17 protein-coding genes and 1 pseudogene are annotated in these 25,008 nt (G+C 61.5%); 10 read left to right on the top strand and 8 right to left on the bottom strand.

Annotated features, from left to right (window positions below; genetic code table 11):
- Nucleotides 1-74 precede the first annotated feature (74 nt).
- Nucleotides 75-2,735, top strand: coding sequence for a nitrate reductase (locus DC522_RS26015; RefSeq protein ID WP_116531486.1), 2,661 nt, complete (start codon nt 75-77; stop codon nt 2,733-2,735).
- A 135-nt stretch (nt 2,736-2,870) separates the two neighbouring features.
- On the top strand, nt 2,871-4,082 hold the full coding sequence (locus DC522_RS26010; RefSeq protein WP_116531485.1) for a NarK/NasA family nitrate transporter: 1,212 nt from the start codon (nt 2,871-2,873) through the stop codon (nt 4,080-4,082).
- A gap of 271 nt (nt 4,083-4,353) precedes the next feature.
- Here the strand turns inward: DC522_RS26010 and DC522_RS35055 are convergent, their stop codons facing one another.
- Nucleotides 4,354-4,707, bottom strand: coding sequence for an Lrp/AsnC family transcriptional regulator (locus DC522_RS35055; protein ID WP_245444542.1), 354 nt, complete (start codon nt 4,705-4,707; stop codon nt 4,354-4,356).
- A gap of 22 nt (nt 4,708-4,729) precedes the next feature.
- Nucleotides 4,730-5,299: pseudogene (locus DC522_RS35050) on the bottom strand (IS6 family transposase); the annotation flags it as partial.
- Between the two features lie 566 nt (nt 5,300-5,865).
- Between DC522_RS35050 and DC522_RS26000 the strand changes: the two are divergent.
- The 5 genes from DC522_RS26000 to DC522_RS25980 are packed head-to-tail and all read left to right on the top strand — an operon-like array spanning nt 5,866 to nt 11,281.
- Nucleotides 5,866-7,146: an ABC transporter substrate-binding protein gene (locus DC522_RS26000; RefSeq protein ID WP_205769769.1), complete on the top strand. Its 1,281-nt coding sequence runs from the start codon at nt 5,866-5,868 to the stop codon at nt 7,144-7,146.
- A gap of 60 nt (nt 7,147-7,206) precedes the next feature.
- A complete protein-coding gene (locus DC522_RS25995; RefSeq protein ID WP_116531482.1) occupies nt 7,207-8,058 on the top strand; it encodes a carbohydrate ABC transporter permease in 852 nt (283 codons plus the stop codon).
- Nucleotides 8,055-8,915, top strand: coding sequence for a carbohydrate ABC transporter permease (locus DC522_RS25990; protein ID WP_245444539.1), 861 nt, complete (start codon nt 8,055-8,057; stop codon nt 8,913-8,915). Before DC522_RS25995 ends, DC522_RS25990 begins: the two co-directional genes overlap by 4 nt.
- Nucleotides 8,916-8,926: 11 nt before the next feature.
- Complete coding sequence (locus DC522_RS25985; protein ID WP_116531481.1) at nt 8,927-9,976, top strand: ABC transporter ATP-binding protein; 1,050 nt, start codon at nt 8,927-8,929, stop codon at nt 9,974-9,976.
- 9 nt (nt 9,977-9,985) lie between these two features.
- The gene (locus DC522_RS25980; RefSeq protein WP_116531480.1) at nt 9,986-11,281 is read left to right on the top strand and encodes a neutral trehalase; all 1,296 of its coding nucleotides are present in this window, start codon (nt 9,986-9,988) and stop codon (nt 11,279-11,281) included.
- Nucleotides 11,282-11,743: 462 nt separating this feature from the next.
- Here the strand turns inward: DC522_RS25980 and DC522_RS25975 are convergent, their stop codons facing one another.
- Genes DC522_RS25975 through DC522_RS25965 form a run of 3 tightly spaced genes read right to left on the bottom strand, consistent with a single transcriptional unit; the run spans nt 11,744 to nt 14,899 of the window.
- On the bottom strand, nt 11,744-12,856 hold the full coding sequence (locus tag DC522_RS25975) for an ABC transporter substrate-binding protein (protein WP_116531479.1): 1,113 nt from the start codon (nt 12,854-12,856) through the stop codon (nt 11,744-11,746).
- A complete protein-coding gene (locus tag DC522_RS25970) occupies nt 12,853-14,235 on the bottom strand; it encodes a sensor histidine kinase (protein WP_116531478.1) in 1,383 nt (460 codons plus the stop codon). The genes DC522_RS25975 and DC522_RS25970 overlap by 4 nt, the downstream gene beginning before the upstream one ends.
- Nucleotides 14,222-14,899 (bottom strand): response regulator transcription factor, encoded by a 678-nt coding sequence (locus tag DC522_RS25965; RefSeq protein WP_116531477.1) that lies wholly within the window; start codon nt 14,897-14,899, stop codon nt 14,222-14,224. Before DC522_RS25965 ends, DC522_RS25970 begins: the two co-directional genes overlap by 14 nt.
- A gap of 309 nt (nt 14,900-15,208) precedes the next feature.
- Between DC522_RS25965 and DC522_RS25960 the strand changes: the two genes are divergently transcribed.
- Nucleotides 15,209-16,180 (top strand): tripartite tricarboxylate transporter substrate binding protein, encoded by a 972-nt coding sequence (locus tag DC522_RS25960; protein ID WP_116531476.1) that lies wholly within the window; start codon nt 15,209-15,211, stop codon nt 16,178-16,180.
- A 105-nt stretch (nt 16,181-16,285) separates the two neighbouring features.
- On the opposite strand, the gene DC522_RS25955 is transcribed toward DC522_RS25960, so the two are convergent.
- Nucleotides 16,286-19,108 carry an AMP-binding protein gene (locus DC522_RS25955; RefSeq protein ID WP_245444537.1) on the bottom strand — a complete coding sequence of 941 codons (2,823 nt, stop codon included), beginning with the start codon at nt 19,106-19,108 and terminating at the stop codon, nt 16,286-16,288.
- Between the two features lie 592 nt (nt 19,109-19,700).
- On the opposite strand from DC522_RS25955, the gene DC522_RS25950 reads away from it, so the two are divergent.
- Both DC522_RS25950 and DC522_RS25945 read left to right on the top strand, forming a co-directional pair.
- A complete protein-coding gene (locus DC522_RS25950) occupies nt 19,701-19,904 on the top strand; it encodes a hypothetical protein (protein WP_116531475.1) in 204 nt (67 codons plus the stop codon).
- Between the two features lie 33 nt (nt 19,905-19,937).
- Nucleotides 19,938-22,472, top strand: a complete 2,535-nt coding sequence (locus tag DC522_RS25945; RefSeq protein ID WP_116531474.1) for an NAD-dependent epimerase/dehydratase family protein — start codon at nt 19,938-19,940, stop codon at nt 22,470-22,472.
- 121 nt (nt 22,473-22,593) lie between these two features.
- On the opposite strand, the gene DC522_RS25940 is transcribed toward DC522_RS25945, so the two are convergent.
- Together DC522_RS25940 and DC522_RS25935 are read right to left on the bottom strand one after the other, a co-directional pair.
- Complete coding sequence (locus tag DC522_RS25940; protein ID WP_116531473.1) at nt 22,594-23,766, bottom strand: M20 family metallopeptidase; 1,173 nt, start codon at nt 23,764-23,766, stop codon at nt 22,594-22,596.
- Between the two features lie 79 nt (nt 23,767-23,845).
- The gene (locus DC522_RS25935) at nt 23,846-24,835 is read right to left on the bottom strand and encodes a bile acid:sodium symporter family protein (protein ID WP_116531472.1); all 990 of its coding nucleotides are present in this window, start codon (nt 24,833-24,835) and stop codon (nt 23,846-23,848) included.
- Nucleotides 24,836-25,008 lie beyond the last annotated feature (173 nt).

Raw genomic sequence — 25,008 nt, 5'->3', positions numbered from 1 at the left:
CCGCTGCGCGTCGAGGGCACGCGCATCCTGCTCGCAGCCTCCGCCCTCAGGGCACAAGCGGCGTAAAGGATCCCATGGCAAGCGGCACCTCCACCCGGACCACATGCCCCTATTGCGGCGTCGGCTGCGGCGTCGTGGCGACACCGCAGGAGGACGGTACCGTCGCGATCAGAGGCGATGAGGAGCACCCGGCCAATTTTGGCCGCCTCTGTTCGAAAGGCTCGTCTTTAGGCGAGACATTGAGCCTTGAAGGGCGGCTGCTCTATCCTGAAATCGGCGGGCGCAGAGCGAGTTGGGACGAGGCGCTCGATCTCGTGGCCCGGCGCTTTTCCGAGACCATCGCGGAGCATGGCCCTGAATCGGTTGCGCTCTATGGCTCGGGTCAGCTGCTCACTGAAGATTACTACGTCGCGAACAAGCTGATGAAGGGCTTCATCGGCGCGGCAAACATTGACACAAATTCCCGCTTGTGCATGGCGTCGTCGGTCGCGGGCCATATCCGGGCCTTCGGATCAGATACCGTACCTGGCACCTATGAGGATCTCGAGGAGGCTGACCTCGTCGTCCTTGTCGGCTCCAATATGACCTGGTGCCACCCGGTCCTGTTTCAGCGTCTCCTTGCCGCGCGGGAGCGGCGCGGAACGAAGATCGTCGTCATCGATCCACGTCGCACCGTGACGGCCGAAGCCGCCGATCATCATCTGGCGATCGCGCCCAATTCCGATGTGGCACTGTTTGCAGGTCTTCTCGATCATCTCGATCGGATGGGATTGAGGGACCAGAATTATGTCGAGCATCACACATCTGGTTTGGATGAAGCCTTGGCGGATGCCCAAGCATGCGGCTTCCCGGGAGCCATGGAGGTGACACGCCTTTCGGCCGAGCAGCTTCGTGCGTTCTATACTCTCTGGAGCCAATCGGAACGGGTCGTGACCGCCTATTCTCAAGGCGTCAACCAATCCGTTGTCGGCACCGACAAGGTCAATGCCATCATCAACTGCCACCTTTTGACGGGCCGGATCGGCCGCCCAGGAATGGGGCCATTCTCTCTCACGGGGCAGCCCAACGCCATGGGTGGGCGCGAGGTCGGCGGTCTGGCGAACATGCTGGCCGCGCACCTGAACATCGCCAGCCCGGATCATCGGAGTCTCGTTCAGTCCTTCTGGGGCAGCCCGCGCATCGCCGAGCGTCCAGGTCTGAAGGCCGTCGATCTCTTCCGTGCAGTAGGCGATGGACGGATCAAGGCCATCTGGATCATGGGGACGAACCCCGCCGACTCCCTGCCTGATGCGGACGCTGTTCAGGCTGCCCTTTGTGGATGCCCGTTCGTCGTCGTGAGCGACGTCACCCGCACCGATACCACCCGCCATGCCCATGTGCTCCTGCCGGCGGCGACATGGGGCGAGAAGAGCGGCACGGTGACAAACTCCGAGCGCCGCATCTCGCGCCAGCGCTCCTTCCTGAAACCGCCGGGCGAAGCGTGGCCCGACTGGCGCATCATCTGCGACGTTGCGGCCCGCATAGGCTTTGCCGACGCATTCGATTACCAGTCTCCGGCCGAAATCTTCCGCGAGCATGCTGCCCTTTCCGGCATCGCGAATGACGGAACGCGCGATTTCGACCTCGGTGCCTGTGCCAAGTTGAGCGAGAGCGCATATGACCTGCTGGCGCCGTTCCAGTGGCCGCGTCAGCAAGGCGAGCCCCTCGATGGGAGCACAACTCGCTTCTTCGCAGAAGGTGCTTTTTTCACGCCCGATAGGCGAGGGCGGTTCGTTCCGACCCCAGTTGCGCTGCAGGCGGTCTCACCGGAGTTCCCGCTGATCCTCAACACAGGCCGCATCCGAGATCAGTGGCACACCATGACGCGCACGGCGAAGACACCGCGCCTGATGAGCCATTATGCGGAAAGCTTCTGCGAGATTAATCCCGAAGATGCACAAGCTGCTGATATCGCACCCGCCAGTCTCGTTCGCGTCATCAGCCCGCAAGGCGCTGCTGTTGTTCGCGCGCTCGTGACCGAACGGCAGCAGCAGGGCAGCATCTTCGTTCCCATGCACTGGACTGACCAGCAGACTGCGCAGGGTCGCATCGGAGCAGCGATCCTTGCTGCTGTCGATCCGACCTCAGGTCAGCCCGGCCTCAAGTTTTCTGCCGCGCGCATCGAGCCCTTTCATACAGCGTGGTACGGCTTCGCGGTCCTGCGCAACAAACCTGAAAAGATCTCGGCGGATTATTGGGCCATTGCCCGCGCCGAGGGTGGTTGGCGCATTGAGCTTGCCGGCACCGAACCGGTACAGGACTGGGCAGCCTATGCGGCGGGCCTGATCGGTAGTGGTGAGGGCGTGGAAACCCTGTCGTATGTCGATCAAGATCAGTCCAGCTTTCGCCTCGCGACCTTTTCGGGCGGCGAGTTGCTTGGAGCGCTCTTTGTCGCGCCGCAGCCGGTGGCCGGGTCCCGCACATGGGTCATCGAGCATCTGACACGATCTGAAATTCGTGGAGCCGACCGGCTGCGCCTTCTGAGCGGACGGCCCGGGGCCGATCAGGTTGATCCCGGTCCCATCGTCTGTGCCTGCTTCTCGGTGGGTGCAAACCAGATTCTGGCGGCCGTTGAGGCCGGAGCCACGAGCGTGGAAGCCGTCGGCGACGCCCTGCGCGCCGGCACCAATTGCGGTTCATGCCGCGTCGAAATCAGGAGACTGATCAATGCTGCAACCGTTAAGGAAGCCATCTGAGGCCAAGCCGGCGTCCGTCAAAGCCAGGCACCATCGGCATCGGCCGTGTCTTCGAAAGAGCAAACGAGTCGAGCGTCAGGCGCGACTTCGATCCGCTTCGTCAGCATTCAACGTACGCGCGAGGAGACTGCAACCATGATCAACAAAGAGTTCCTGAAGGCTGGCCACACGCCGACGCTGTTTGCAGCTTTCTTTTACTTCGATATGGCCTTTATGGTCTGGGTCGTCTTGGGCCCTCTGGGTGTTCAGATAGCTGCGGATCTTCAGCTCAACGCCGCCCAGAAAGGCCTCATGGTCGCCGTCCCACTTCTCGCCGGAGCCGTTCTGCGCGTTGTCAATGGCCTTCTTGTTGATCGTATAGGTCCTAAGACAACCGGCCTTATCGGGCAGGTGGTTGTGCTCGCTGGTCTCCTCACTGCTTGGTTCTTCGGGATCCATTCCTTTACGCAGGTGGTGCTGCTTGGTGTCGTCCTCGGAGTCGCTGGCGCATCCTTTGCCGTCGCCCTCCCGCTCGCGTCGCGGTGGTACCCGCCACAATACCAGGGGATTGCCCTTGGTATTGCTGGGGCCGGGAACTCTGGGACTGTTTTTGCCGCTCTCTTTGCGCCAGGACTGGCGGTCATCTTCGGCTGGACGAATGTCTTGGGACTGGCCGCCATTCCGCTCGCCGTTGCATTGGTCGTGTACATCATTCTGGCGAAGGACAGCCCGAACCAGCCCCCACCGAAGAAGTTCGTGGAGTATCTGGCAGTCCTGCGCGAGGGCGACGCCTGGTGGTTCATGTTCTTCTACGCCGTATCGTTTGGCGGCTTCAGCGGCCTCGCGTCCTCGCTGACCATCTATTTCAACTCTGAATATGGGCTGAGCCCGGTCACGGCAGGTTACTTCACAGCCGCTGCGGTGTTTGCTGGCTCGCTCGTGCGACCAGTTGGCGGCGCTGTGGCCGATCGTATCGGCGGTATTCGCGCCCTCTCCATCATGTACATCGTTGCAGCTGTCGCGCTGGCTGTCGTCAGCCTTCGACTGCCGCAGGCCTGGATGGCTCTTGTCGTCTTCATCATCGGCATGCTGGCGCTGGGAATGGGCAACGGATCGGTGTTCCAGCTTGTGCCTCAGCGCTTCCGCCGCGAGATCGGTGTCATGACCGGTCTCGTGGGTATGACGGGCGGCATCGGTGGTTTCTATCTCGCCTCCAGTCTCGGCTACTCCAAGCAGCTGACCGGTAGCTATCAGCTTGGGTTCCTGCTCTTTGCCGGGCTCGCCGCTCTGGCACTCCTGGGCTTGACGGGGATCAAATCGCGGTGGCGCACGACATGGGGAGCAAGCCTTGGTCTGGCCCGAATCTAGCTGCTACAGCATCGGACCCAAAAGTGGATTTGCACTTTTGGGATTCCATCCGATGCTTTCTCCTTCAATGAGAGCATCGTTGAGAGCGGAACCGGAGGTCCGCGTCAGCGAAAACCGGATCCACTTTTCCGCACGATGCTCTAGACTACGGACCAAAGGATCGGGCACAGGCCCCGGCCGTGCCTGATCTACTACGATTGGAATTTTGAGCCGTAAACCGTCCAAGTGATCGTCCAAGTGACGTGCGAGCGAATAGCCGACAGACACATTGTCAGCAAAGCAGCATAGGATCCACCGAGACCGCTCGCTTGAGCGACCGTAACACGAAGGTGGAGCGGGAGTGGCGAATGCCTGGAATCCGGTAGAGGCTCTCGCGCAGAAATCTCTCGTAGTGCTCGGTCCCGGCGACCGCCACCTTGACGAGATAGTCGTAGTCTCCGGTCACGAGGTGCGCCTCGATGATCTCCGGAATATCGGCAAGAGCCTTGCCGAACTGCTCGAGCATCTTTTCATCATGCCTGTCGAGCGTGACCTCGACAAAGACAACGTTCGGCACACCGATGATCTTGTGATCGAGGACGGCCACATAGCCTTCGATCGCGCCGCAGGCCTCGAGGCGCTTCACCCGCGTCCAGCAGGGGGTTTGCTGGTCGGCCGAAGAGATTTCCGACCTGATTGTGAACCCAGAGAAAGCGCTGCGCCTGCCCGGCCGACTTGAAGCGCTGCATGAGGCGCTCCCGTCGTCTGGTGGGGTGATGGCTGTTCTCCGCGCGATTTGTTCAAGCCGCGATGCTGCCGATGCTCTGCGCTCGGCCGCACAGCTGTCCTTGCAGCGGCGTGGCTCGCCAGTTTGTCCGTGATCATCACGCGCGGTGCCACGCCCTGCCTCGTGAGCAACTTCCGGACTAGACGCTTGGCTGCTTTCGCATTGCGACGGCTCTGGACCAGGATGTCGAGCACGGTCCCATGCCGGGTCCACGGCCCGCCACAGCCAATGCTTCTGACCGGCGATGCTGTCACCACCTCGTTCAAGTGCCATTTGTCCCGGTTGCCGGAAAACGGCGACGGATCCGATTGGCCAAGCTCTGACTGAGTTTCAGTGCCCACTGCCTCACGGTCTCATGGCTGACTTCGATGCCTCTGGCCGCCAGCATCTCTTCCCCCATGCGCGAACCGAGCGGGAACCGGAAGTACAACCACACGGGATGGCTGATCACTTCAGCCGGGAAGCGGTGGCGGGATAGCGAGCATGGCGGGTTTTCTCATCCCTCGCATATGTCTCTATCTGATCACCCTCGGGTTAACCTGACGGTGCCAGAAAAGGGCGCTCCGCCGTTCCAGGCGCCACCAACCTCCTCGATGACTGCCCGGGTGCAACTGCAGCCGAGCAATCCTTCTCGCCGGATTTGCCGGCGCCTCGTCATTCCCGGCGGACGTTCTCGCGTGCCCCGGACGTGCGGAGCCCGGCCACCCGGGATCGGGCTTCGGCCTGCCGGGACAACCCTTGCAACGGCAGTTCCTGACACTGAGCGACCTAACCCCGAGAGCAGATAACCTCGCCTAAACAGACATTCAGCAAGGACAGGAGACTTCCTGGTTCAACCCGTTTGGACCCTCACTGTGGAGCGCTGAGTAAAAGGCCACGAGTGGACCCCATTCTCGAATGCCCTACTTTGAAGGGGGCGGCGGAGTCTCCGCACGCTGCGTTGAGATGAGGTGGGCTGTTCGCCTTGCGACCCAGGTAGGACGGCCGTGAAATATGGGACGCTGGAGGAAACAGGCAATGCAGAGTGCCACATTGAGAGCAGCCGCGATGGCTGCTGCATTGATTGGGGGCCTGACGGCTGCGAAGGCGCAGGATACTATCTTCTACTCGACCCAGCTCCGGCCAATCGAGGAGGCCACCAAGGTCCGTGAGGTTCTGCTGAAAGGTGTTCCCGGCAAGGTGACCTACGTCGTGGATGAGCCGCCCGCCTTCGCCGTGCGTATGAAAGCGGAAACTCAGGCTGGCAAGCGCACAATCAGCGTCGTGGGAGCTCTGCATGGAGAGCTTCAACCCCACGTTCCCGACGACCTTCAGCCTATCGATGATGTGGCGGCCAAGCTCACCAGCGTCGGCATTCCGGCCAGTCTCATGGATCTGGGCAAGCTCGGCACGGACAAGCAGCAGTACATTCCATGGATGCAGGCAACCTACATCATGGTGGCCAACAAGCAGGCGCTCCAGTATCTGCCGGCCGGCGCCGACATCAATGCACTGACCTATGAGCAATTGCAGCAATGGGCCAAAGCCATTGCCGACCGTACGGGGCAGCGCCGCCTCGGCTTCCCGGCAGGACCAACAGGCCTGATGGCGCGGTTCTTCCAAGGCTATTTCTACCCGTCATTCACAGGCGGTGTCGTGACGCCGTTCAAGTCAGCCGATGCGGAAGCCGGCTGGAACGTCATGAAGCAGCTGTGGGCGGTCTCAAGCCCCAACTCCACCAGCTACAACTTCATGCAGGAGCCGCTACTCGGCGGCGAGGTCTGGATCGCATGGGACCATGTGGCTCGCGTGAAGGAGGCTCTCGAGGCGCAGCCCGATCAGTTCGTGACATTCCCGGCTCCGGCCGGGCCCAGGGGGCGCGGCTACATGCCGGTCATCGCGGGGCTCGCAATCCCGAAGGACGCTCCTAATCGTGACGGTGCCGTGGCCGTCATTCAGCATCTGACAAAACCCGAGACGCAGATCAAGACCGCGGCGGAGGTGGGCTTCTTCCCGGTCGTGAAAGCGGAGTTGCCGACCGATCTCAGCCCGGGCGTGAAGCTTCTGGCGAGCGCTGTCGGGGCCACGCAGAATGCCAAGGATGCGGTCGTGTCCCTCCTGCCCGTCGGGCTTGGGGCCAAGGGCGGCGAGTTCAACAAGGTCTACATGGACACGTTCCAGCGCATCGTTCTGCGCAACGAACCGGTGAAGGCTGTGCTTGAGGACCAGGCAAAGGTGCTCGATGCTCTGATAAAGCAGACAGGGGCCCCTTGCTGGGCTCCCGACAAGCCGAGCCAGGGTGCCTGTTCCGTCAACTGATGCCGAACGCTTCCCGGCAGGCAGAGGCCGCCGGGAAGCGCTCTCTTGAAGGAAGCCTCCATGACCTCGCGCGCAAACTGGACTCCTTACGCGCTTGTAGCGCCATCGGTGCTCTTCCTCGCCGCGTTTTTCATCGTGCCGCTCGTTCAGACGATCTGGCTTTCGTTCTCTGCGGAAGAAGGCATCTCTCTTGGCAATTACACCCGGATGATTGGCGATCTCAATTTTTCGCTCGCCATCCGCAATACGTTCCTGCTGACCTTGGTCGTCGTGCCGCTGCAGATGGCGCTGGCTCTCATGATGGCCGTGATGCTGACCAAGATCAGCCGCGGCCGCGATCTCGTGCTCTGGGTCTGGACAATTCCGCTCGGGATCTCGGATCTCGCGGCGGGTTTGGCGTGGCTGGCCATCCTTCAGAACTCCGGCTACCTCAACTCTGCCCTTTATGCCCTCGGGCTCATTCAGGGGCCCACGGGCTGGCTGTCCCAGGAGACGCCGGTCGCCCTGTTCATCGGGATCGTCCTCGCGGAGCTATGGCGCGCTACTGCGATCGTTCTCGTCATTCTCGTCGCGGGAATCCAGCTCATCCCGAAAGAATTCGCGGAGGCCGCCGAGATCTTCGGTGCCAAGCCCTGGACGCGCTTCAGGAAGATTACGCTCCCCCTTCTGAAGCCGAGCCTTCAGTCGGCCCTGATCCTGAGGACGGTGCTCGCCTTCGAAGTCTTTGCCGTCGTGTATGCCCTCGGCGGGACGAACTTCCCGGTGCTCGCGGGCGAGGCCTACACTTGGCAGAACCTCAACCAGAATTACGGGGTCGCAGCGGCCTATGCCGTTCTCATCATGGTGATTTCGCTTGCTGCGACAGCAGTCTACTTGGGCGTCCTGCGCGTTCGGCCGGAGCAGCAGTTATGACGGCAACCAGCATCACCTCATCCCAACCTGTTGCGGCCACTGGGGTGACAGTGCCAGGAGCGCGCCGCTTCCTGCTCTGGACCGGAATTGTCGTGCTGCTCATATGGGTTATCGTCCCAATCTACTTCGTGGCCCTCGGGGCTTTCGGCGGGCGCCTTGGAGTCTTCCGCTGGCCTAAGTCGATCTGGCCAGCAGATCTCTCCTTCGCGCCCATGATGCAGTTCCTGAGCATAGAAGGCGTGTTCAGCGCCCTTATCAATTCATTGATCGCAGCCGGACTGACCGTCGCGTTCTCCGTGCTCCTGGGGGCGCCGGCTGGATACGCACTCGCCCGCTATGCCTTCCGGGGACAGAACGCCTTCCGGCTCATGGTGCTTCTCACGCGCGCCTTTCCGCTTGCGATCCTGGCGCTGCCGCTGACAGTCTCCTTCATCCGCCTCGGCCTGTACGACACGCCATTCGGCGTCTCGCTGATCCACACGGTTTTGGCACTTCCCTTTGCCGTTCTCGTTACCCAAAGCCTCTTCATGGGGATACCGCGCGAGTATGAAGAGGCTGCCTGGGTGTTCGGCTGCACCCGCTTTCAGGCCTTCATGAAGGTTGTCCTGCCTCTCGCCTTGCCCGGGCTTGCCGCAACGGCGATTTTCGCGTTCGTCATCTCATGGAACGAGGTCTTTGCCGCCTCGATCCTCACCGTGCGCGAGCGAACGCTGACGGCCTACCTCCTGAAGGTTCTCTCCGAGAGCCCGTTGCACTACCGCTTCGCAGGCGGCTTCATCCTCATCATTCCCTCCGTGCTCTTTATCTTCGCGGTCAGGCGCTACCTGTTCGCGGTCTGGGGCATCGCGAGCAAGTAGCGGAGATCACGATGGCCGACATTGTCATCGACCGGGTCGCCAAAAGCTTCGGCGAGTTCCAAGCCCTTCAGGAAGTCTCGCTCACGGTGGGCGATGGCGAATTCGTTGCGCTTCTTGGGCCTTCCGGCTGCGGCAAGACTACGTTGCTGCGCATCATCGCTGGGCTCGAAACTCAGAGTTCGGGGCGCGTGGTGATCGGCGGGCGCGATGTGAGCCGCCTTGCGCCGCGCGACCGCAGGCTCGCCATGGTGTTCCAGAACTATGCGGTTTTCCCGCATATGACGGTCTTCGAGAACATTGCCTTCGGGTTGCGGATGCAGAAGGCCGGGGAGGAGGAGGTGAAGCGGCAGGTGCAGCGCGCCGCGGCGCTCCTCCACATCGATCAATATCTCGATCGCTATCCCGCCAAGCTATCCGGCGGCCAGCGGCAGCGCGTGGCCGTAGCCCGCGCCCTTGCGGTGCAGCCTGCCGTGCTGCTCATGGATGAGCCGTTGTCGAATCTCGATGCGCTGCTTCGGCTCGAGATGCGCACCGAGTTGAAGGCGGTCCTGCGCGACGCCGGTACCACCACGATCTATGTCACGCACGATCAGACAGAGGCGATGGGCCTCGCCGACCGCATCGCCGTCATGTATGGCGGCCGCATCGACCAGATCGGCTCGCCGCTCGAGGTCTATGCCACACCCGCCACGCGCTTTGTGGGAGGCTTCATCGGCAATCCACCGATGAACTTCATCAAGGTCAAGGCCTCCGGCGGACAGATCCGAGTGGGTTCCGCCAGCCTGCCGGCTCCTGCACGCGATGCCGAGCTCGACTTGGGGCTCCGAGGCGAAGATGCTGCCTTGTCGACCGATGGATCAGGTATTCCCTTCGATGTTCGCGTCGTGGAGCCCATGGGCTCGCACCTTCTCCTGACGGGAGCTATCGACGGTCAGCTTGCGCGTATTGTTGCCCCACCAACAGCCCGGGTCCGGGCTGGCGAGCGTGTCGGCTTGATCGTGGATCCTTCACGCCTGACCTGGATCGATGCCGACACCGGGCGTGCAATTGCCCGAACGTGAGGACGAACAATGGCCGATGAACTCAAGCGCAACAGGCACGACGACGCACGTGCAGTTTTGGCCCGCAATGACCGGGGCGGCTACACTGTGCCCACGGACCGCCTTTATCCCTTCCAGTGGAATTGGGACTCGGCATTCGTCGCGATGGGTTTTGCCACCTTCGACGTGGACCGTGCTTATCGCGAGCTGGAACGGTTGATCGAAGGACAGTGGGACGATGGGATGATCCCTCACATCGTGTTCCATGCGCCGAGCGACACCTACTTCCCGGGTCCGGACGTCTGGGGTACCCGCCACAGGATTCCGACATCTGGTATCACTCAGCCGCCGGTCTTCGGGATGGCGTTACGATTTGTTCATGAGGCGGCCGTCGCAGCGGGTCAGCAGGATTCGATCGAGAGGACACGCCCGCTGTTCGAGGCAGCCCTGCGCTCCCATCGCTGGTGGCTGAAGGCGCGGGATCCCGACAGGCTTGGGCTTGTCGCGATTCTGCACCCTTGGGAAAGCGGCAGTGACAACTCGCCGGCTTGGGATGAGGCGCTTGCCCGCGTACCCACCGCAACGAAAACCGAGATCCGCCGCAAGGACACGGGCCATGTGGATGCGTCCATGCGGCCGCGAGATGTGGATTACCAGCGCTTCATCCACTTAGTCGACATTTATCGCGACTGCGGTTGGAACCCGCAATCACAGTGGTCCGTCTCACCCTTCAAAGTGGCGGATGTGCAAATGACTGGGATTCTGGCACGAGCGACGGCGGACCTCATCCCGCTCGCATCCGCGCTTGGGGCGCAGGCTGAGGCAGCCGAACTGTCGGAGATGCACCACTTCCTCACTGAAGGGCTGAAGCGCCGCTGGCGGGACCCTCTCCGGCGCTTCGTGTCGCTCGATCTAGTCTCAGGCCAAGATATTGAGGCACCGACCCAAGCGGGCTTCATCCCGCTTGTAGCGGTCAGCCTCGACGCCAATCAGCGATCTGCTGTGGCGGCGGAGATCGAGCGATGGTGTGACGGGATGGTGGTGGGGCTGCCGTCCACTGCGCCCTTCTCACCGGCTTTCGAGCCGAAGCGCTATTGGCGCGGTCCGGTTTGGGCCGTGATTAACTGGCTTATCGTGGATGGTCTGCGCGTCAACGCCATAAACGAACTTGCCAGCAGTCTTGAGCGAGGAACCGTGAGGGCCATCGAGCAGGCCGGTTTCTGCGAATATTTCGATCCGACCACGGGTGAGGGACTAGGAGGTAACACGTTTTCCTGGACAGCTGCCGCCTACCTTGTAATGAGCCGCCGTGTCGTAGATGGCTGAGGATTTCTTGCTGAATCGAAGAGGCAGTGTCGTGAATGAAGGTCTGCTGCTGGCAGATTTCATTGAAAAACTCCTCGTGCAATGGCGGCGGATCGTGATTCCCTGTTGAAGCTTCTCAGCGGAGGGGCGAGCCATGATGGGCGAGCGTCTCGTGATGCAGGAGAGCCTGTTCTACGCGTTCCGGCTCGAGGATCACCCCGTCCGAGCAACTCCTGCGGCGGATCGACCGCTTCGTTGACGGCTTGGACCTGCGCCAGCATCGGGCCGGCTTCTACAGCTCAACAGGCCGTTATACGGACGAGGTTAATGCGACGGAGCCGCCCAAGGCGCATTGACCGAGTGGGAGTAACCAAGGCCGGCACTAGAGCATCGTGCGGAACCGAAGGTCCGCGTCAGCGAAAAGTGGATCCGGTTTTCCGCACGATGTGCTCTCTATAGAAGGGAGCATCGGAACACATTTTTCTAACGTGTCGCCATTTCCACGAGAGAGCGGCTCCAATCAGCGATGAACCGTCTGCGTCTTTCATCGTCCTGAACCGCAAGCAGAGCAGGACTGATCGCGATAGGACGGGCGATACCTGTCCGTACGATGGAGGCTGCTCCTTCAATGCCGGTGGGAGCCTCTCCGGCGAACCCGAAGAAGAAGGCCTCGCGCTGTGCCAGCGTCTGGCCGCGGGCCGATAGAAGATAACTTATAAAACGTGCGCCCGCATTGGCGTTGCCCGCCTCGGCGGGGATCATCGCTCCCCGGCTGAGCACAAGAGTGTAGTCCGCAGGCATGACCAGCCCGAGATTGGCTCCAGCGCGAACGCGCGCATAGGCATAGGATGCCAGCATGTTGTAGCCGATGAGGATACGACCCGCCTCAAGTTCATCGAGGATTTCACTCGTGCAGCAGCGCACGACCGCTTGGGCGCGCCCAAGGCTTTCGAGGAGACGGCCATAAGTGGTGGTCGTCTGCTGCGAGTCGTTGAACGCCAGCAGATAGCCAATACCCGATTGACGAATGTCATAGGTGCCAACGCGACCTTGGTAAATCTCAGGCTTCAACCGTAGAAGGTCGGCAATCTCAAGGTGTGTTTTCGGGACATCCTCAACAGGGACCTTATCGCGATTGTAGACGAACACCACCGGCTCGAAGGTGAAGCCGAACACTTCATCCCGCCAATTGGCCCATCGTGGTACCGTCTGGATTCCCGGCGAAGGAATACTGCGCGCGCAGCCGTCGTTGGCAAGTTTCACCAGCTGGTCGACGCCCGAGGAGAGAAGGACATCGCCCAAGGCGCGGCCATCCTGACAGGCCTTGGACGCTGCAGCATAGAGATCGTTCGTGACGTATTCCACGAACTCAACCCGGGTGTTGGGATTCAGGAGTTGGAAATCGCGGATCAGCGGCTCCATGGCCGGGCGGTCGGTCGCCGCGTGGATCGATAGAACCTCTTGCTCAGTCTCCAAGGCAGGGAACGTCGGGGTTTTGCTACCCTGTGCAAAGCCGGCCAAAGGCTGAGCCACAGCCCAGAACAGACACAGGCACAGCAACATGGGCCGACACAACGGCATCGTTTGGCCATTCATGGATTGCGTCCAGTCTTGCTCGGCAGCCGCATAATGACGGAAAAGCTGCTTCCATCTCTGGTGCGGAAACTCAGGCTTCCGCCATGGGCAATCAACACGTCCGCGGCAATTGACAGCCCGAGTCCGGACCCGCCCGGCGAGGGTGAGCCGAACCTCTCGGTCACCTGAGGCCAGAGCTCAGGCGGAATGCCCGGGCCATCATCCTCCACCTCGATTTCCACCGTCTGGAGTTCCTGGCGCACGCGAAGCGTAAGCTGCGTTGGGGCGCCATGGCGAACCGCATTGTCGACCACGTTCTTGACCGCCTCCTTGAGACTGATGGCATCACCTGCAATCGTCACAGGTGTCGGAGGCAACTCCAGGGAGGTCAGGACATCGCGGTCAAGCGTTTCCGGCACCGCCTCGCGGATGGCACGCCGGACAACCTCAACCAAATCGACTGGCTCAAACGGTACGGCTCCCGCACGATGGTTGACCATGGCGTGGCTGAGAAGCTGACTTGCGAGCCGGGCCAGATGATCGACACGCTCCTGCACCCGGGTGAGGTATTGCTGCGCCTGCGGGTCCATGGGCTGTCGCGCCAGCAGCTGGGTCTGAGCCTTCAACGCCGTCAAAGGCGTGCGGATCTGGTGGGCGGCGTCGGCAATGAACTGCTGCATCATGTCCATTCGGTTCTTCAGGCGCGTGATGAATTCGTTCGTGGCGGAAACGAACGGGCGCAGCTCACGAGGAGTGCTGACGGTGATCAGCGTCACGTCATGGGGATCTCGGTCCCGAAGCGCTGCTCCAACGCGTCCAATGGGCCTGAGCGCGTAGCGGATCGCAAAGACGGCTCCGCCGAGGGCAAGGGCGCTCATAACGATGATGAGCACCACTGCACGCAAGGTCAGCTCACGGGCCAGCGCCGTGCGTGCCTCGACAGTCTGAGCCACGACCACATCGACACGTCCCTGAACAGAGGGGTCTGAAAAATAGCGGCTGATCTTCGTGACACGAACGGCCACCCCCTTGAACCGGCCGTCCTGGACGTCTGGACCAGCCAGAATGAGAGCATCGCTCTCGGGTGTCATCAGATCGGCGTAGCCGGTCAATGTACGTCCACCAGGGTCGACGATCTTGTAGAAGATCCGATCACGCTCCGAGCGGGCGAGCAGCTCGAAGGCTGATACCGGCAGCTCAACCGTCAATGTGCCGCCCTGCACCTTGAGGGCTTCGGCCATCTGGTAGGCCGCGCCAATCAGCAAACGGTCATAGGCATCATTCGCGGCCTCCTGGGCGTAATACCAGGCCGCCGTCGTCAGGGCGGCGGCGCCCGCCATCAGGACCAGCGAGATGAGCACGATCAGGCGGGCAAACAGGGACGGTTCACGGCGAGCCATGGGGAACCATCTGATAGCCGAAGCCCCGGACCGTCACGATCTGAGCACTGGCCCCCTGCAATTTCTTGCGGAGGCGGCCAATGTAAAGCTCGACCGCATTGAAGGAGGGGGCCTCCTCGTCAAAACCGAAGACCTGATCCAGCAGATCCTCCTTGCTGAAGACCCGGCCGGGCCGTGAGGCAAGGATTTCGAGCAGGGTCACTTCACGGCGTGTCAGGTGCACCTCGCGCTGGCCCACCCGCACGGCACGGGCTGACCTGTCGATGCAGATGTCACCGCATTCGAGCAGGTTCGTGGCCTCGCCATGGCGGCGGCGCAGCAAGGCGCGAGCCCGCGCTTCCAGTTCTCTAAGGTCGAACGGCTTCACCAGGTAATCATCGGCGCCGATATCAAGGGCACTCACCCGATCCTCAACCTCGGACCGGGCAGTGAGCATCAGGACTGGGGTCGTACTGCCAGCGGTACGAAGGCGCTGCAGGATTGAAAACCCGCTCCGGCCCGGCAGCATCACGTCAAGAATGATCAGATCGTACAATGTTTCGTCGAGTGTGGTGGCGGCGGCTTCCCCGTCGGTCTCCCAGTCGACCACGTGACCGATCCTGGCGAAGTGCTCAACAATCGCCTCCCCAACATCACGGGTATCCTCAACCAGAAAGATGCGCATGCCTTCCGTGACCCTGGATGACAGGTGAATGACAGGTTTCGACCCTACCGTACCCAATAAGCTCGGACCGCACAGAGCGTAAGTTCAACTTTGTATTGGGATGGAACAATGAATACGCCTTTTCTTCAGGCCCTTGCGTCGGCCTTACAGGTGCGAAGTCGGCTTTGCAGTCCCTGCCTCTGAACGTGGGATCCGGTCACGTTGATCCAAGCGCGCACGTGGTTCGCCCCATTCCGCGAATAATCTGCCGAAGAAGCAACAACATTCAACTCTTCTCGTGTGCAGGAGAAGATAGATGGGAGACAGCAAATGTCCTTAGATCGTCGCAGCTTCAACAAAGCCCTCCTTGCTGCCGCCACGGCCGGTCTTCTTCCGGCGCTGCCGGCATGGGCACAGCAGCTCAAGAGCGTCAAGATCATCGCTCCCGCTGGTCCCGGAGGCGGATACGATCAGCTGGCCCGCGCGGTTCAGGATGTCCTGATGAGCGAGAAAATCGCCACCAGCGTGCAGGTCCAGAATGTGCCGGGTGCCGGCGGCACCATTGGCTTGGCGCAGTTCATCAACTCCAAGGATCGAGACCCATCGCTCATGGTCGCAGGTTTCGGTCTCGTGGGCGCACCGGTTATCAACAAGTCTCCAGTGACCCTGGAACAGACCACGCCACTTGCTCGGCTCCAGGGCGAGTACCAGCCGCTGTTCGTTGCCGCCAACTCGCCCATCAAGACCGTCGTGGACCTAGTCAACAAGTTCAAGCAGGATCCGGGGTCGGTCACCTGGGGCGGCTTCGCGCACGGCTCTCCCGACCACGTCCTGAGCGGTCTGGTGGTCAAGGCGGCAGGCGGTGACGTCAAGAAGATGAATTACATTCCCGTGGGGACCGGCGGCGAGATGCTGCCGATGGTGATGAACGGCAAGATCACCGTTGCAACGGGTGGCCTCAACGAGGTCGCGGGCCAGTTCAAGGCAGGCAAGCTCAGGCCGATCGGCATCTCGTCACCGGAACGCCTGCCCGGCGTCGATATCCCGACCTTCCGCGAACAGGGTGTGGACGCGACGCTGGTCAACTGGCGCGGACTGATGGCCCCTCCCGGCATCAGTGCCGAAGACAAGCAGGCCCTTGAAGGAGCAGTCGCCAAGATGGTGCAGAGCGCGTCCTGGAAGAAGCTTCTCCAGGAACGGGAGTGGGTCGATCTCTACATGCCCTCCGATCAGTTCTCCGCCTTCATCAAGGAGGAGCAGAGCCGCATCTCGTCTATCCTGAAAGAGCTTGGCCTCGGCTAGAGCCTCGGACGTGAAAAGTGCAAGTCCACTTTTGGGTCCGATGCTCTAAGAACTGGCCTGCTTCGTTCAGGCCGTCTGCCTGCAGGCAGATTCTCGATTGACGGATCAGCTCGGATCGATGCGTTCATCCGCTAGGTCTGGCTCCCCAAGCTGCGACAGGATTTGGGCGCGGGCGATATCGCGGAGACGGACTGCTGCAGCGAAATCATCTTCGGTCGCGACGAGCGGCGCACCGACGTGAACAAGAATTGGGCCACGTCTTGGGAGCCATTGGCCTGAACGCAGGATGGAGCGGGTTCCGCGAATGGTGACGGGAACGACAGGCACGCCCGCTTGGCAGGCGACCTCAAAGGCTCCGAGATGAAAGGCAAGCAGGCCTGGCCTGCGGGTGAATGTTCCTTCGGGGAACCAAGCGAGGCGCTCGTTGGCATGGACCGCTTCTAGCGCCCGCATCATATCGGCAACCCCTCCCACTGGATCGGTCCGGCGGACGAACACTGTGCCGAGGCGACGCAGGAACGGTCCTGCCAAGACTTGCCTTGCGAGTTCATGCTTCGCCACGAAGGTAACGCCGCCCGGAAATGCGGCCGACAGGACGGCACCATCGAGGTAACTTGAGTGATTGGCAATCAGGACAAACGCTCCGCTTGGCAGGGGAGTCGAAGCCTCGACCAAAAGTGGATTCCCAGACAGGCGGAAGAACAGGCGGGCGCCGAAGCCCAGGGCATTCCGCCGCCATGACCGGCGTGGCAGCAGAACAACGGCTGGCCACAGGATCAAAGCCGTAGCGCCCAGAAAGAACCACCACCGTGTGGCATAGGCATAGCCATGAAGCTTTCTGTTTGCGCGGTGCAGTCTCGGGAGAATGCTGGCAAAGATCAAACGAGCAATTTGCCAAGATGTGCGATGGAGGCCGCCACGTGTTCCCCCTGCCTCGTAGAGGCTGCGCGCTGCCGAGCGGCGGATCTTCCCACTGGAGGTCTTGGGGACCATGTGTGGTGGTGTGAGGGCGATGTCATCGGGAGGAAGGTCGAGGATGCGTTGCGAGGCATCGATGATGGCGCGGCGCAGGCGATCGAGTTGTTGGGGATCGGTCAGCCGGGTCTCTGCCATGACGATGACACGCTCGGTGCCTGTGCGCGGATCGGGGCTTGGAAAGACTGCAACGCATCCCTTGCGGATACCATCGATCCTGCTGACGAAATCTTCGAGCTCCTGCGGATAAATGTTGCGCCCCGCGCGCTTGATCATGTCCTTGATACGGCCCGTGATGAAGATGTCGCCGCCCGCGATGTAGGCGCGGTCACCGCTTTCAAGCCACTCTCCATCGAAGAGAGCGTGTGTCTTGTCCGGATTCCGGAAATATCCCGCCGTTGCAGAGGGACCCTTGAACTGAAGATGCCCCTCCTGCCGCTCGGGGAGTTCACGTCCATCCTCATCGACGATGCGAACCTGATGGCCAAGCAAGGGCTGCCCGCAGGCGACGAATTCGAGCGCTGTCTGATCCTCGGGTGCCGCTGGACGGGTCATGCCATCGCGCATGAGAGTTGAGCGACTGACCCGGTCCACGACTGGCAAACGTCCCGTCGGCGGAAAGGCGAGACCGACGGAGCACTCGGCAAGGCCGTAGACCGGCTTCATCGCGTCAGGTCGGAAACCGTAGGGAGCAAAGCGTTCCTGAAAACGCAGGATCGTGCCCGGGCTCACCGGCTCGGCTCCATTCATGACAGCCCTGAGGGAGCCGAGGTCCAGGTTAGCGAGGGTGTTGTCTGAGGCCACCTTGAGGCACAATTCGAAGGCGAAGTTGGGGCCCGCGGTGATCGTGGCCCTGTGCCGGTGAACCGTCCACAGCCACGATACCGGATCGGTCAGAAACGATACCGGCGGCATGAAGATGGCAAGCGCACCATAGTAGAGGCTGCCGAGCCAGCAACCGATCAACCCCATGTCGTGATAGAGAGGAAGCCAGCTCACCACCACGTCGGATGAGGAAGCATCCAAGGCTCGTCCGATGGCCCGGATGTTAGCCAGGAGGTTGGCATGAGAGAGAACGACACCTTTCGGGTCTCCCGTGCTACCGGATGTGTACTGTATCAGCGCAGTCGTATCGGCCGTGGCCGGCATCGGGGCCGGGATCGGAGCCGCCTTGGCGAGTTCATGCACCGTGGCAATGTGATCGAGACTCGAGACGAGTCCATGGAGAAGCCCTGCCGCGGCACGGATGTCCTCGTTCGTGATGAGAATCGAGGCTTCGGCGTTGCGAAGAATCCCGGCCTGCCGCCGCAAATGCTCCTCGATCATGGCTCGGCGGAACGGCGGGTAGATCGGAACCGGGATCCCTCCCGCGAAGAGAACGCCGAAGAAGCTGACGAAGAAATCTCTTTCGGTCGGCAGCATGATCCCGACGCGCTCACCAGCGTTCAAATCGAGTTCCAGGAGGGCGGCCGCAACAATCCGCGCCTCGCTGTCGAGCTGTGCATAGGTCAGCGGCTCTTCCGTGCCGTCATCCTGCCGGAGGTACAGGTGGATCCGGTCTGGATGCGCGCGGACGTGGGATGCCAGCGCCTCGATCAGCGTACCGGCTTCGACGGGCTCGGTCACCGGCGGCCGGGGAGGGGCAGAAGCGCCGCCGGGCTTCGGAGCGGTTTCAGAACGAGGGGCTGCACGGATGATCGCGGCGACCAGGTCTGCAGGGGTCTCAGCCTCGCCGAGGAGTTTGTTGGGCAAACGAACCTCGAACGCCCGGTTCAGGCGCAGCAGCAGCTCCGTTCGTGCCAGGCTGTCCAGCGCGAGGTCGCGATCGAGGCTGCTCTGCAACGTCACGGCTCGGGAGCCGAACGAGGAGTGCACCTCGCTGATGAGCTGGCGGATGATGTTGATGACTTGGTCCGCGACCACGTCCTCGGAGGAGGTGGCCTCTATCTTCACTCCTGATTGCCCAGCTGGAGCGCGACCTGGATATGTCTTCTTGGAGTTATTGACAGCCATGTATGCCGACCAGTTCGGCCACGTGACGATGTGACGCCGCTCTCCTGCGACGATCCGGTCAATCAAGGCGGATAAAGCATTTCTGTCGGATCGGAAATTCGGAGCACCGGGCCTTACTTCACGGGAATGTCACCTGCATCCGCCTGCAAAGAGGATGCTTGATGTGACTGATGGTGGCAAGTCACCATCCTTTGGCTGGCCGCTTTGGGCGCTTGAGACTTGGCCTACAGGGGGCCTTGCTCGCAGCCGTTTCGCCTGACCACGCAGTCACTGCGTTTACCAGCGTGGTCAGTCCGGGATTTTCATTGTCGCGCTGACCTATCTGCCTCGGACGCGATTTATGGGTATGATGGTCTGGTTCAATCTCTCGCTGCTGGCGGTATATTTCCTGAGTTCCTATGCAATCTACCTGCTGGGGCATTGAGCGAGGGAAGGTTCCGTGAGTTGGCGCAAGGCGGACCATCCGGCTCGTCCGGAGGGTCCCGCGTCGAAGCAGCGGGGCGTTGGCTCTCGATGTCGCGGGAGGAGGGCTATGACACCAGACCTCTGCGAGGCGTTCCGTCGGAACTTCGACGGATCCTGGACCTGTACCAGGCAGAGCGTGCTAACAGTCGGCGGGGGGCAAACGGTCACCATCGAGGTCGACCAGACGGTCCGGCCAGGGGAGCTCCTCGGCGACTATGACCTCGCAGCCTATCTGGAGCAGACCTGCGCCCGCAGTGACACTGCCGAGTGATGGTTTCCGTCGGGCTGTCGCAAGGAGGGCCTTATGCCGCGTCCTCTCGTCGTGATCACCGGATCGAGCGGCTTCCTGGGGCAAGCCATGGCCGCGCGTCTGGTGCGGCATTACCGGGTGGTCGGGCTCGACACAGTTCAGCCCAAGAAGCCCTTGGAAAACGTCGAGACGGTTCTGGTCGATCTGACCTCGGGCGACAATGTGCGCGACGTGCTCACGGAGGTGCGCCGCCGGTTCGGTGCGCGCCTGGCTTCCGTGATCCACCTTGCGGCCTACTACGACCTTTCGGGTGAGCCCAACCCCAAGTACCAGAGCGTGACGGTGGAGGGCACGCGCCGCCTGCTACAAGGCCTGCAGCGTGGGTTCGATAAAGTCGAGCAGTTCGTTTTCGCAAGCACGATGCTCGTTCACGCCCCCACACAACCGGGCCGGCCGATCACCGAAGACTGGCCGCTCGAACCCAAGTGGGCCTATCCGCAGTCGAAGGTCGAGACGGAGCAGCTCGTCCAAGCCGAGCATGGCTCGATTCCTGTCGTGATCCTGCGTCCGGCCGGCGTCTACGACGAGGGCTGCCGCTCCGCCTTCCTCGCCCAGCAGATCGCCCGCATCTACGAGCGTCAGCCCACAAGCTACCTGTTCGCCGGCGATCCTTCACATGGCCAGCCTTCGCTGCACCTCGACGACCTCATTGATGCAGTCGAGCGCGTGGTGAACCGGCGGGGCGATCTGCCCGCCGAGGTCACCTTTCTCCTCGGCGAGACTGAGACGCCAAGCTATAAAACCCTGCAATGGCGCATCGGCGAACTCGTGCATGGCGAACCCTGGCCGGTGGTGACGCTGCCCAAGCCCCTAGTCGAGGCGGGTGCCTGGGTGCAGGAGGAGGTGCTGGCGCACGATCCGTTCATCCGGCCCTGGATGGTCGAGATCGCTGACGATCACTATGAGCTCGACATCAGCCGCGCCCGCACGCTCCTGGGCTGGTCGCCGCGCCATTCCCTGCTGGCAACGCTGCCCGCCATGATCGAGGCCCTCAAGGCCGATCCAACGGCCTGGTACGAGGACAACAAGCTCAATCCCGCTGTGGTCGCGGGCGCGGAGGAGGAACTGCGGGAGGTGGTCGAGCGGCAACCATCCGCCGACCACCCTGCGGTGCGCGCTGTCGACACCGCCCTCGCGCAGGAGCACGGGGCCACGCTGTGGGCGCACCTCGCCAACATCGCGCTCGGCTTATGGTTGCTGGCAAGCCCGTTCACCTACGGCCTGTTCGACCCGGTCGGCCCGGTGCCGTCGCCTCCCGCCGCCGGGCACGAGCTCCCGCCGCCCGAACTGCGCAATGCGTGGCTCGCCTGGAGCGAGATGGCGAGTGGCCTTGCCGTGATTGGACTGTCAGGCCTTGCTCTCGCCCGCGCCCGTTCCTGGCTGCCATGGGCGGTCGCTCTGGTGGGCGTCTGGCTGCTGTTTGCCCCGCTCGTATTCTGGACGACGAGCGCCACCGCCTATGCCGTCGATACATTGATCGGCACGCTCGTGATCGTGTTTGCAGTCATGGTGCCGCCGCAGCCCGGCATCAGCCGCGAGGCCCTGGCATCGCCTGCGGACATGCCGCTCGGCTGGTCCTATTCGCCCTCATCCTACGTGCAGCGCGTACCCATCGTAGCGCTGGCCTTTGTCGGCCTGTTCGTCTCACGCTATCTGGGCGCCTTCCAGCTCGGGCACATCGACAGCCTGTGGGATCCATTCTTCTCTGGCCATGGCGGTGGGCGCAACGGCACCGAGGCGGTCGTCACGTCGGCCGTGTCCAAGGCCTTTCCCATTGCCGACGCCGGTTTGGGAGCAGTCACCTATATCCTCGATATTCTGACCGGCATCATCGGAGATCAGCGCCGCTGGCGCACCATGCCGTGGCTGGTACTGCTGTTTGGGCTGCTCATCGTGCCGCTCGGGGCGGTCAGCGTCGGCTTTATCATCATTCAGCCCACGATCATTGGCGCTCTGTGCACGCTCTGTCTTGTGCAGGCGGCGATCACGGTTCTCCTGATTCCCTACTCGGTCGACGAGGTGTTCGCGACGGTGCAGTACCTGTGGCAAAGCCGGCGCGTCCGCCGCTCAGTCTGGCACACCCTGATCGGCGGCGGCCCCGTGCTCTCAGAGCAACGCGACCCCATGCAGGGCTTGAACATGCCTATTGGTCAGATCATCTGGGAGTTTCTCAGGGGCGGCGTCACCTATCCCTGGACGCTGGTTATCTGCACCCTGATTGGCGTTTACCTGCTCTGCACGCGCCTGCTTTATGGCGTCGAGCCACCCTTGTACTTCAGCGATCACGTTGCGGGCTGCGTTGCGATTGTCATTGCCGTCACGGCCTGGGCGGAAGTGACGCGGACTGTGCGGCTTCTGAACGTGCCGCTCGGGTTGTGGGTCGCGGCCTCGCCCTTCCTGCTCGACGGAGGCACCACCGTTGCCTCGGTCGCCGACCTGGTCGCGGGTCTTGCCCTTGCAGGGTTTAGTCTGTCGCGTGGGGCTCGCAGCCGAGAGCATTATGGCGGATGGGACCAGTACATTCTGTAGCTAGAGCCTCGGACGTGAAAAGTGGATTTGCACTTTTGGGATCGATCCGATGCTCCCTTCTTGAGAGAGCGCATCGTGCGGAAAACCGGGTCCACTTCTCCGCACGATGCGCTAGGTCAACTTAACAAGCGTCGGCGAGTACTTTCCTGATCGTTTCTGCCAGGATGTAAGCTCGCTGGCGGAGAGCATGCAGCTCAATATACTCAGCAGCAGTATGTGCTTTGCCGCCGACCGGCCCTACGCCACATATCGTTGGGGCACCAGCGCTCGCGGTAAAGCCGGAGTCAGCACAACCGCCGGTAAACTCACCTTCTAAGATAGCGCCAAAGTCGCGGGCCGACTGGAGATAGTATGCCGCGAGTTTTTCGCTTTCGGCCGTTGGTACAAGCGCCAGGAAATTGCTCTTGCAAACCAACTTCGTTGTCGTGCCAGGAACTCTCGATGTCGCCATGATAGCCTTGATGGCCTTACTGGCAGCGTCGCGCTGCTCGTTCGTGACGAAGCGCACTTCGAACTCGGCACTCGCATGAGGTGCGGTCGTGTTCACGGACTGACCGCCCGACACCAGGCCAACGTTTACTGTGATGCCATCTTCGATATGAGTCAGGTCATGCAAGGCGACGATCTTGTGTCCAAGCTCCGCAATGGCGTTCACCCCCTCGGTGAAGTTTACACCGGAGTGAGCCTCCTTCCCGATGATGTCGAAACGATAGGTCAGGCTGCCCTTGCGGCCAGTCACGATATTGCCGGAAGCCCGTCCCGGTTCGGCATTGAACACCGCAATGGCACTCTTGGCTTCCTGAATGATAAAATCCCGCGATGTGTTGGAGCCAATCTCCTCATCGCCCGTCATCAGCGCGACAAGTGGGACCTGAGGCGCGAAGCGTTTGAACGCCGCCATGACAAAAGCATTCATCACGAGGCCAGCCTTCATGTCGGCGACACCTGGACCGTAGGCACGTCCATCTTTAACGTTGAACGGCCGTCGTGAGGCCTCCCCCTTCGGAAAGACCGTATCCCGGTGACCCAGCAACAGGACATTGTGTCGGTGTTCACTTCGGCGAACATCTCCGATTTCCGCACGGAGAATGTCGCCGAACTCTGCGTGGGGTGTCACCGACACCTCAATGCCATGTTCCGAGAAGAACCGAATGAGCCGAGCCCCCACGGCATCCACGCCAGCTTTGTCGTATGAGCCAGAATCGATGTTGACCAAGTCAGCGAGAAGTCGAACCATCGCTTCCTGCTGCTCGCCAAGCCAGCGGGTGATCGCCTGTGAACCTTGCGTATGCATAGCAGTTATTTGCTCTGTGTTTGGGGATCCGAAGCAAGTGACGGATGTCAGTTGAGTTAAGTCGTCTTCCGAGGAAGCGTCAGCCGGCTTTCACCAACTCACTGTCTATCTCTCGACCGCTGCTGGCGAAGCGACGGGCAAGTACTGCACATGCCATCAGTTGGATCTGGTGGAACAGCATCAGCGGAAGAACGATCGAGCCGATATTTTGCCCCGCGAAGATCACGCTCGCCATCGGTGCACCGGAGGCGAGGCTCTTCTTGGAGCCGCAGAACGTGATGGCAATCCGGTCCTCACGGTTGAACTTGAGCCAGCTGCTGACGAAGTACGTGAAGCACAACACGATGGAGAGAAGCACGACGTCGATTGCCAGAATGGCGGTGAGATCGCCGATGGACAGGCTGTGCCACAGTCCGCTGATCGAGGCTTCGCTGAAAGCTCCGTAGACGACCATAAGGATGGAGCCCCGGTCCACAATCTGCGTCAGGACCTTGTGCCGCCCGAGCCATTGGCCGATCAGCGGCTGAATTAGCTGCCCGAGGACAAAGGGAGCGAGCAGTTGCAGGAGAATGCTCTCGACGGCATCGAGCGGGATGCCGCTGTTGTCCTGTGTATGGAACAGCAATCCGACCAGCAGAGGAGTCAGGAACATACCTAAGATATTCGAGGCTGAGGCAGAGCAGATCGCCGCCGGTACGTTGCCGCCCGCAATAGACGTGAAGGCGATCGAAGACTGAACGGTCGAAGGCAGGACGCACAGGAACAGGATGCCCGTGCCGAGCGCCGAGGTAGCGAGGCTCGGCAGGGCGACGACGATCAGGCCGAGGATCGGGAAGATCACGAAGGTGGTGGCAAGCACGAAAAGATGCAGCCGCCAATGGGTCGTGCCGGCCAACACCACATCTCGAGACAAGCGGGCGCCGTGTAGGAAAAACAGGAGCGTGACGGCAGCCTGGGTGCCAAGAGAGAAAGCGTGGGCAGGCTCGCCGCTGATCGGCAGGAATGATGCCAGCGCAACCATCCCGAAAATTGCGGTCGTGTACCATTCCCGCTTGATGAATGAGGTCATGGATAACCCTCGAGGTCGCTACCCTAGAGTGCGGCCAAGACGTGCAGTCGCATTGTAATAAGCGGATGCCGACTGCCCGGTATCCGCTCCTGTGCTCTTAGAGCATCTAACAAAACCGCTTGCATTGATTGAAGCAGATGAGTGCGCATCCGAGTGTCGTGAAGGCCAAGTGG

The organism is Microvirga sp. KLBC 81 (assembly GCF_003075415.1).
Classification (GTDB): domain Bacteria; phylum Pseudomonadota; class Alphaproteobacteria; order Rhizobiales; family Beijerinckiaceae; genus Microvirga.
Note: the sequence above shows the minus strand (reverse complement) of the source record. Positions and strands in the feature narration are given on the sequence as shown.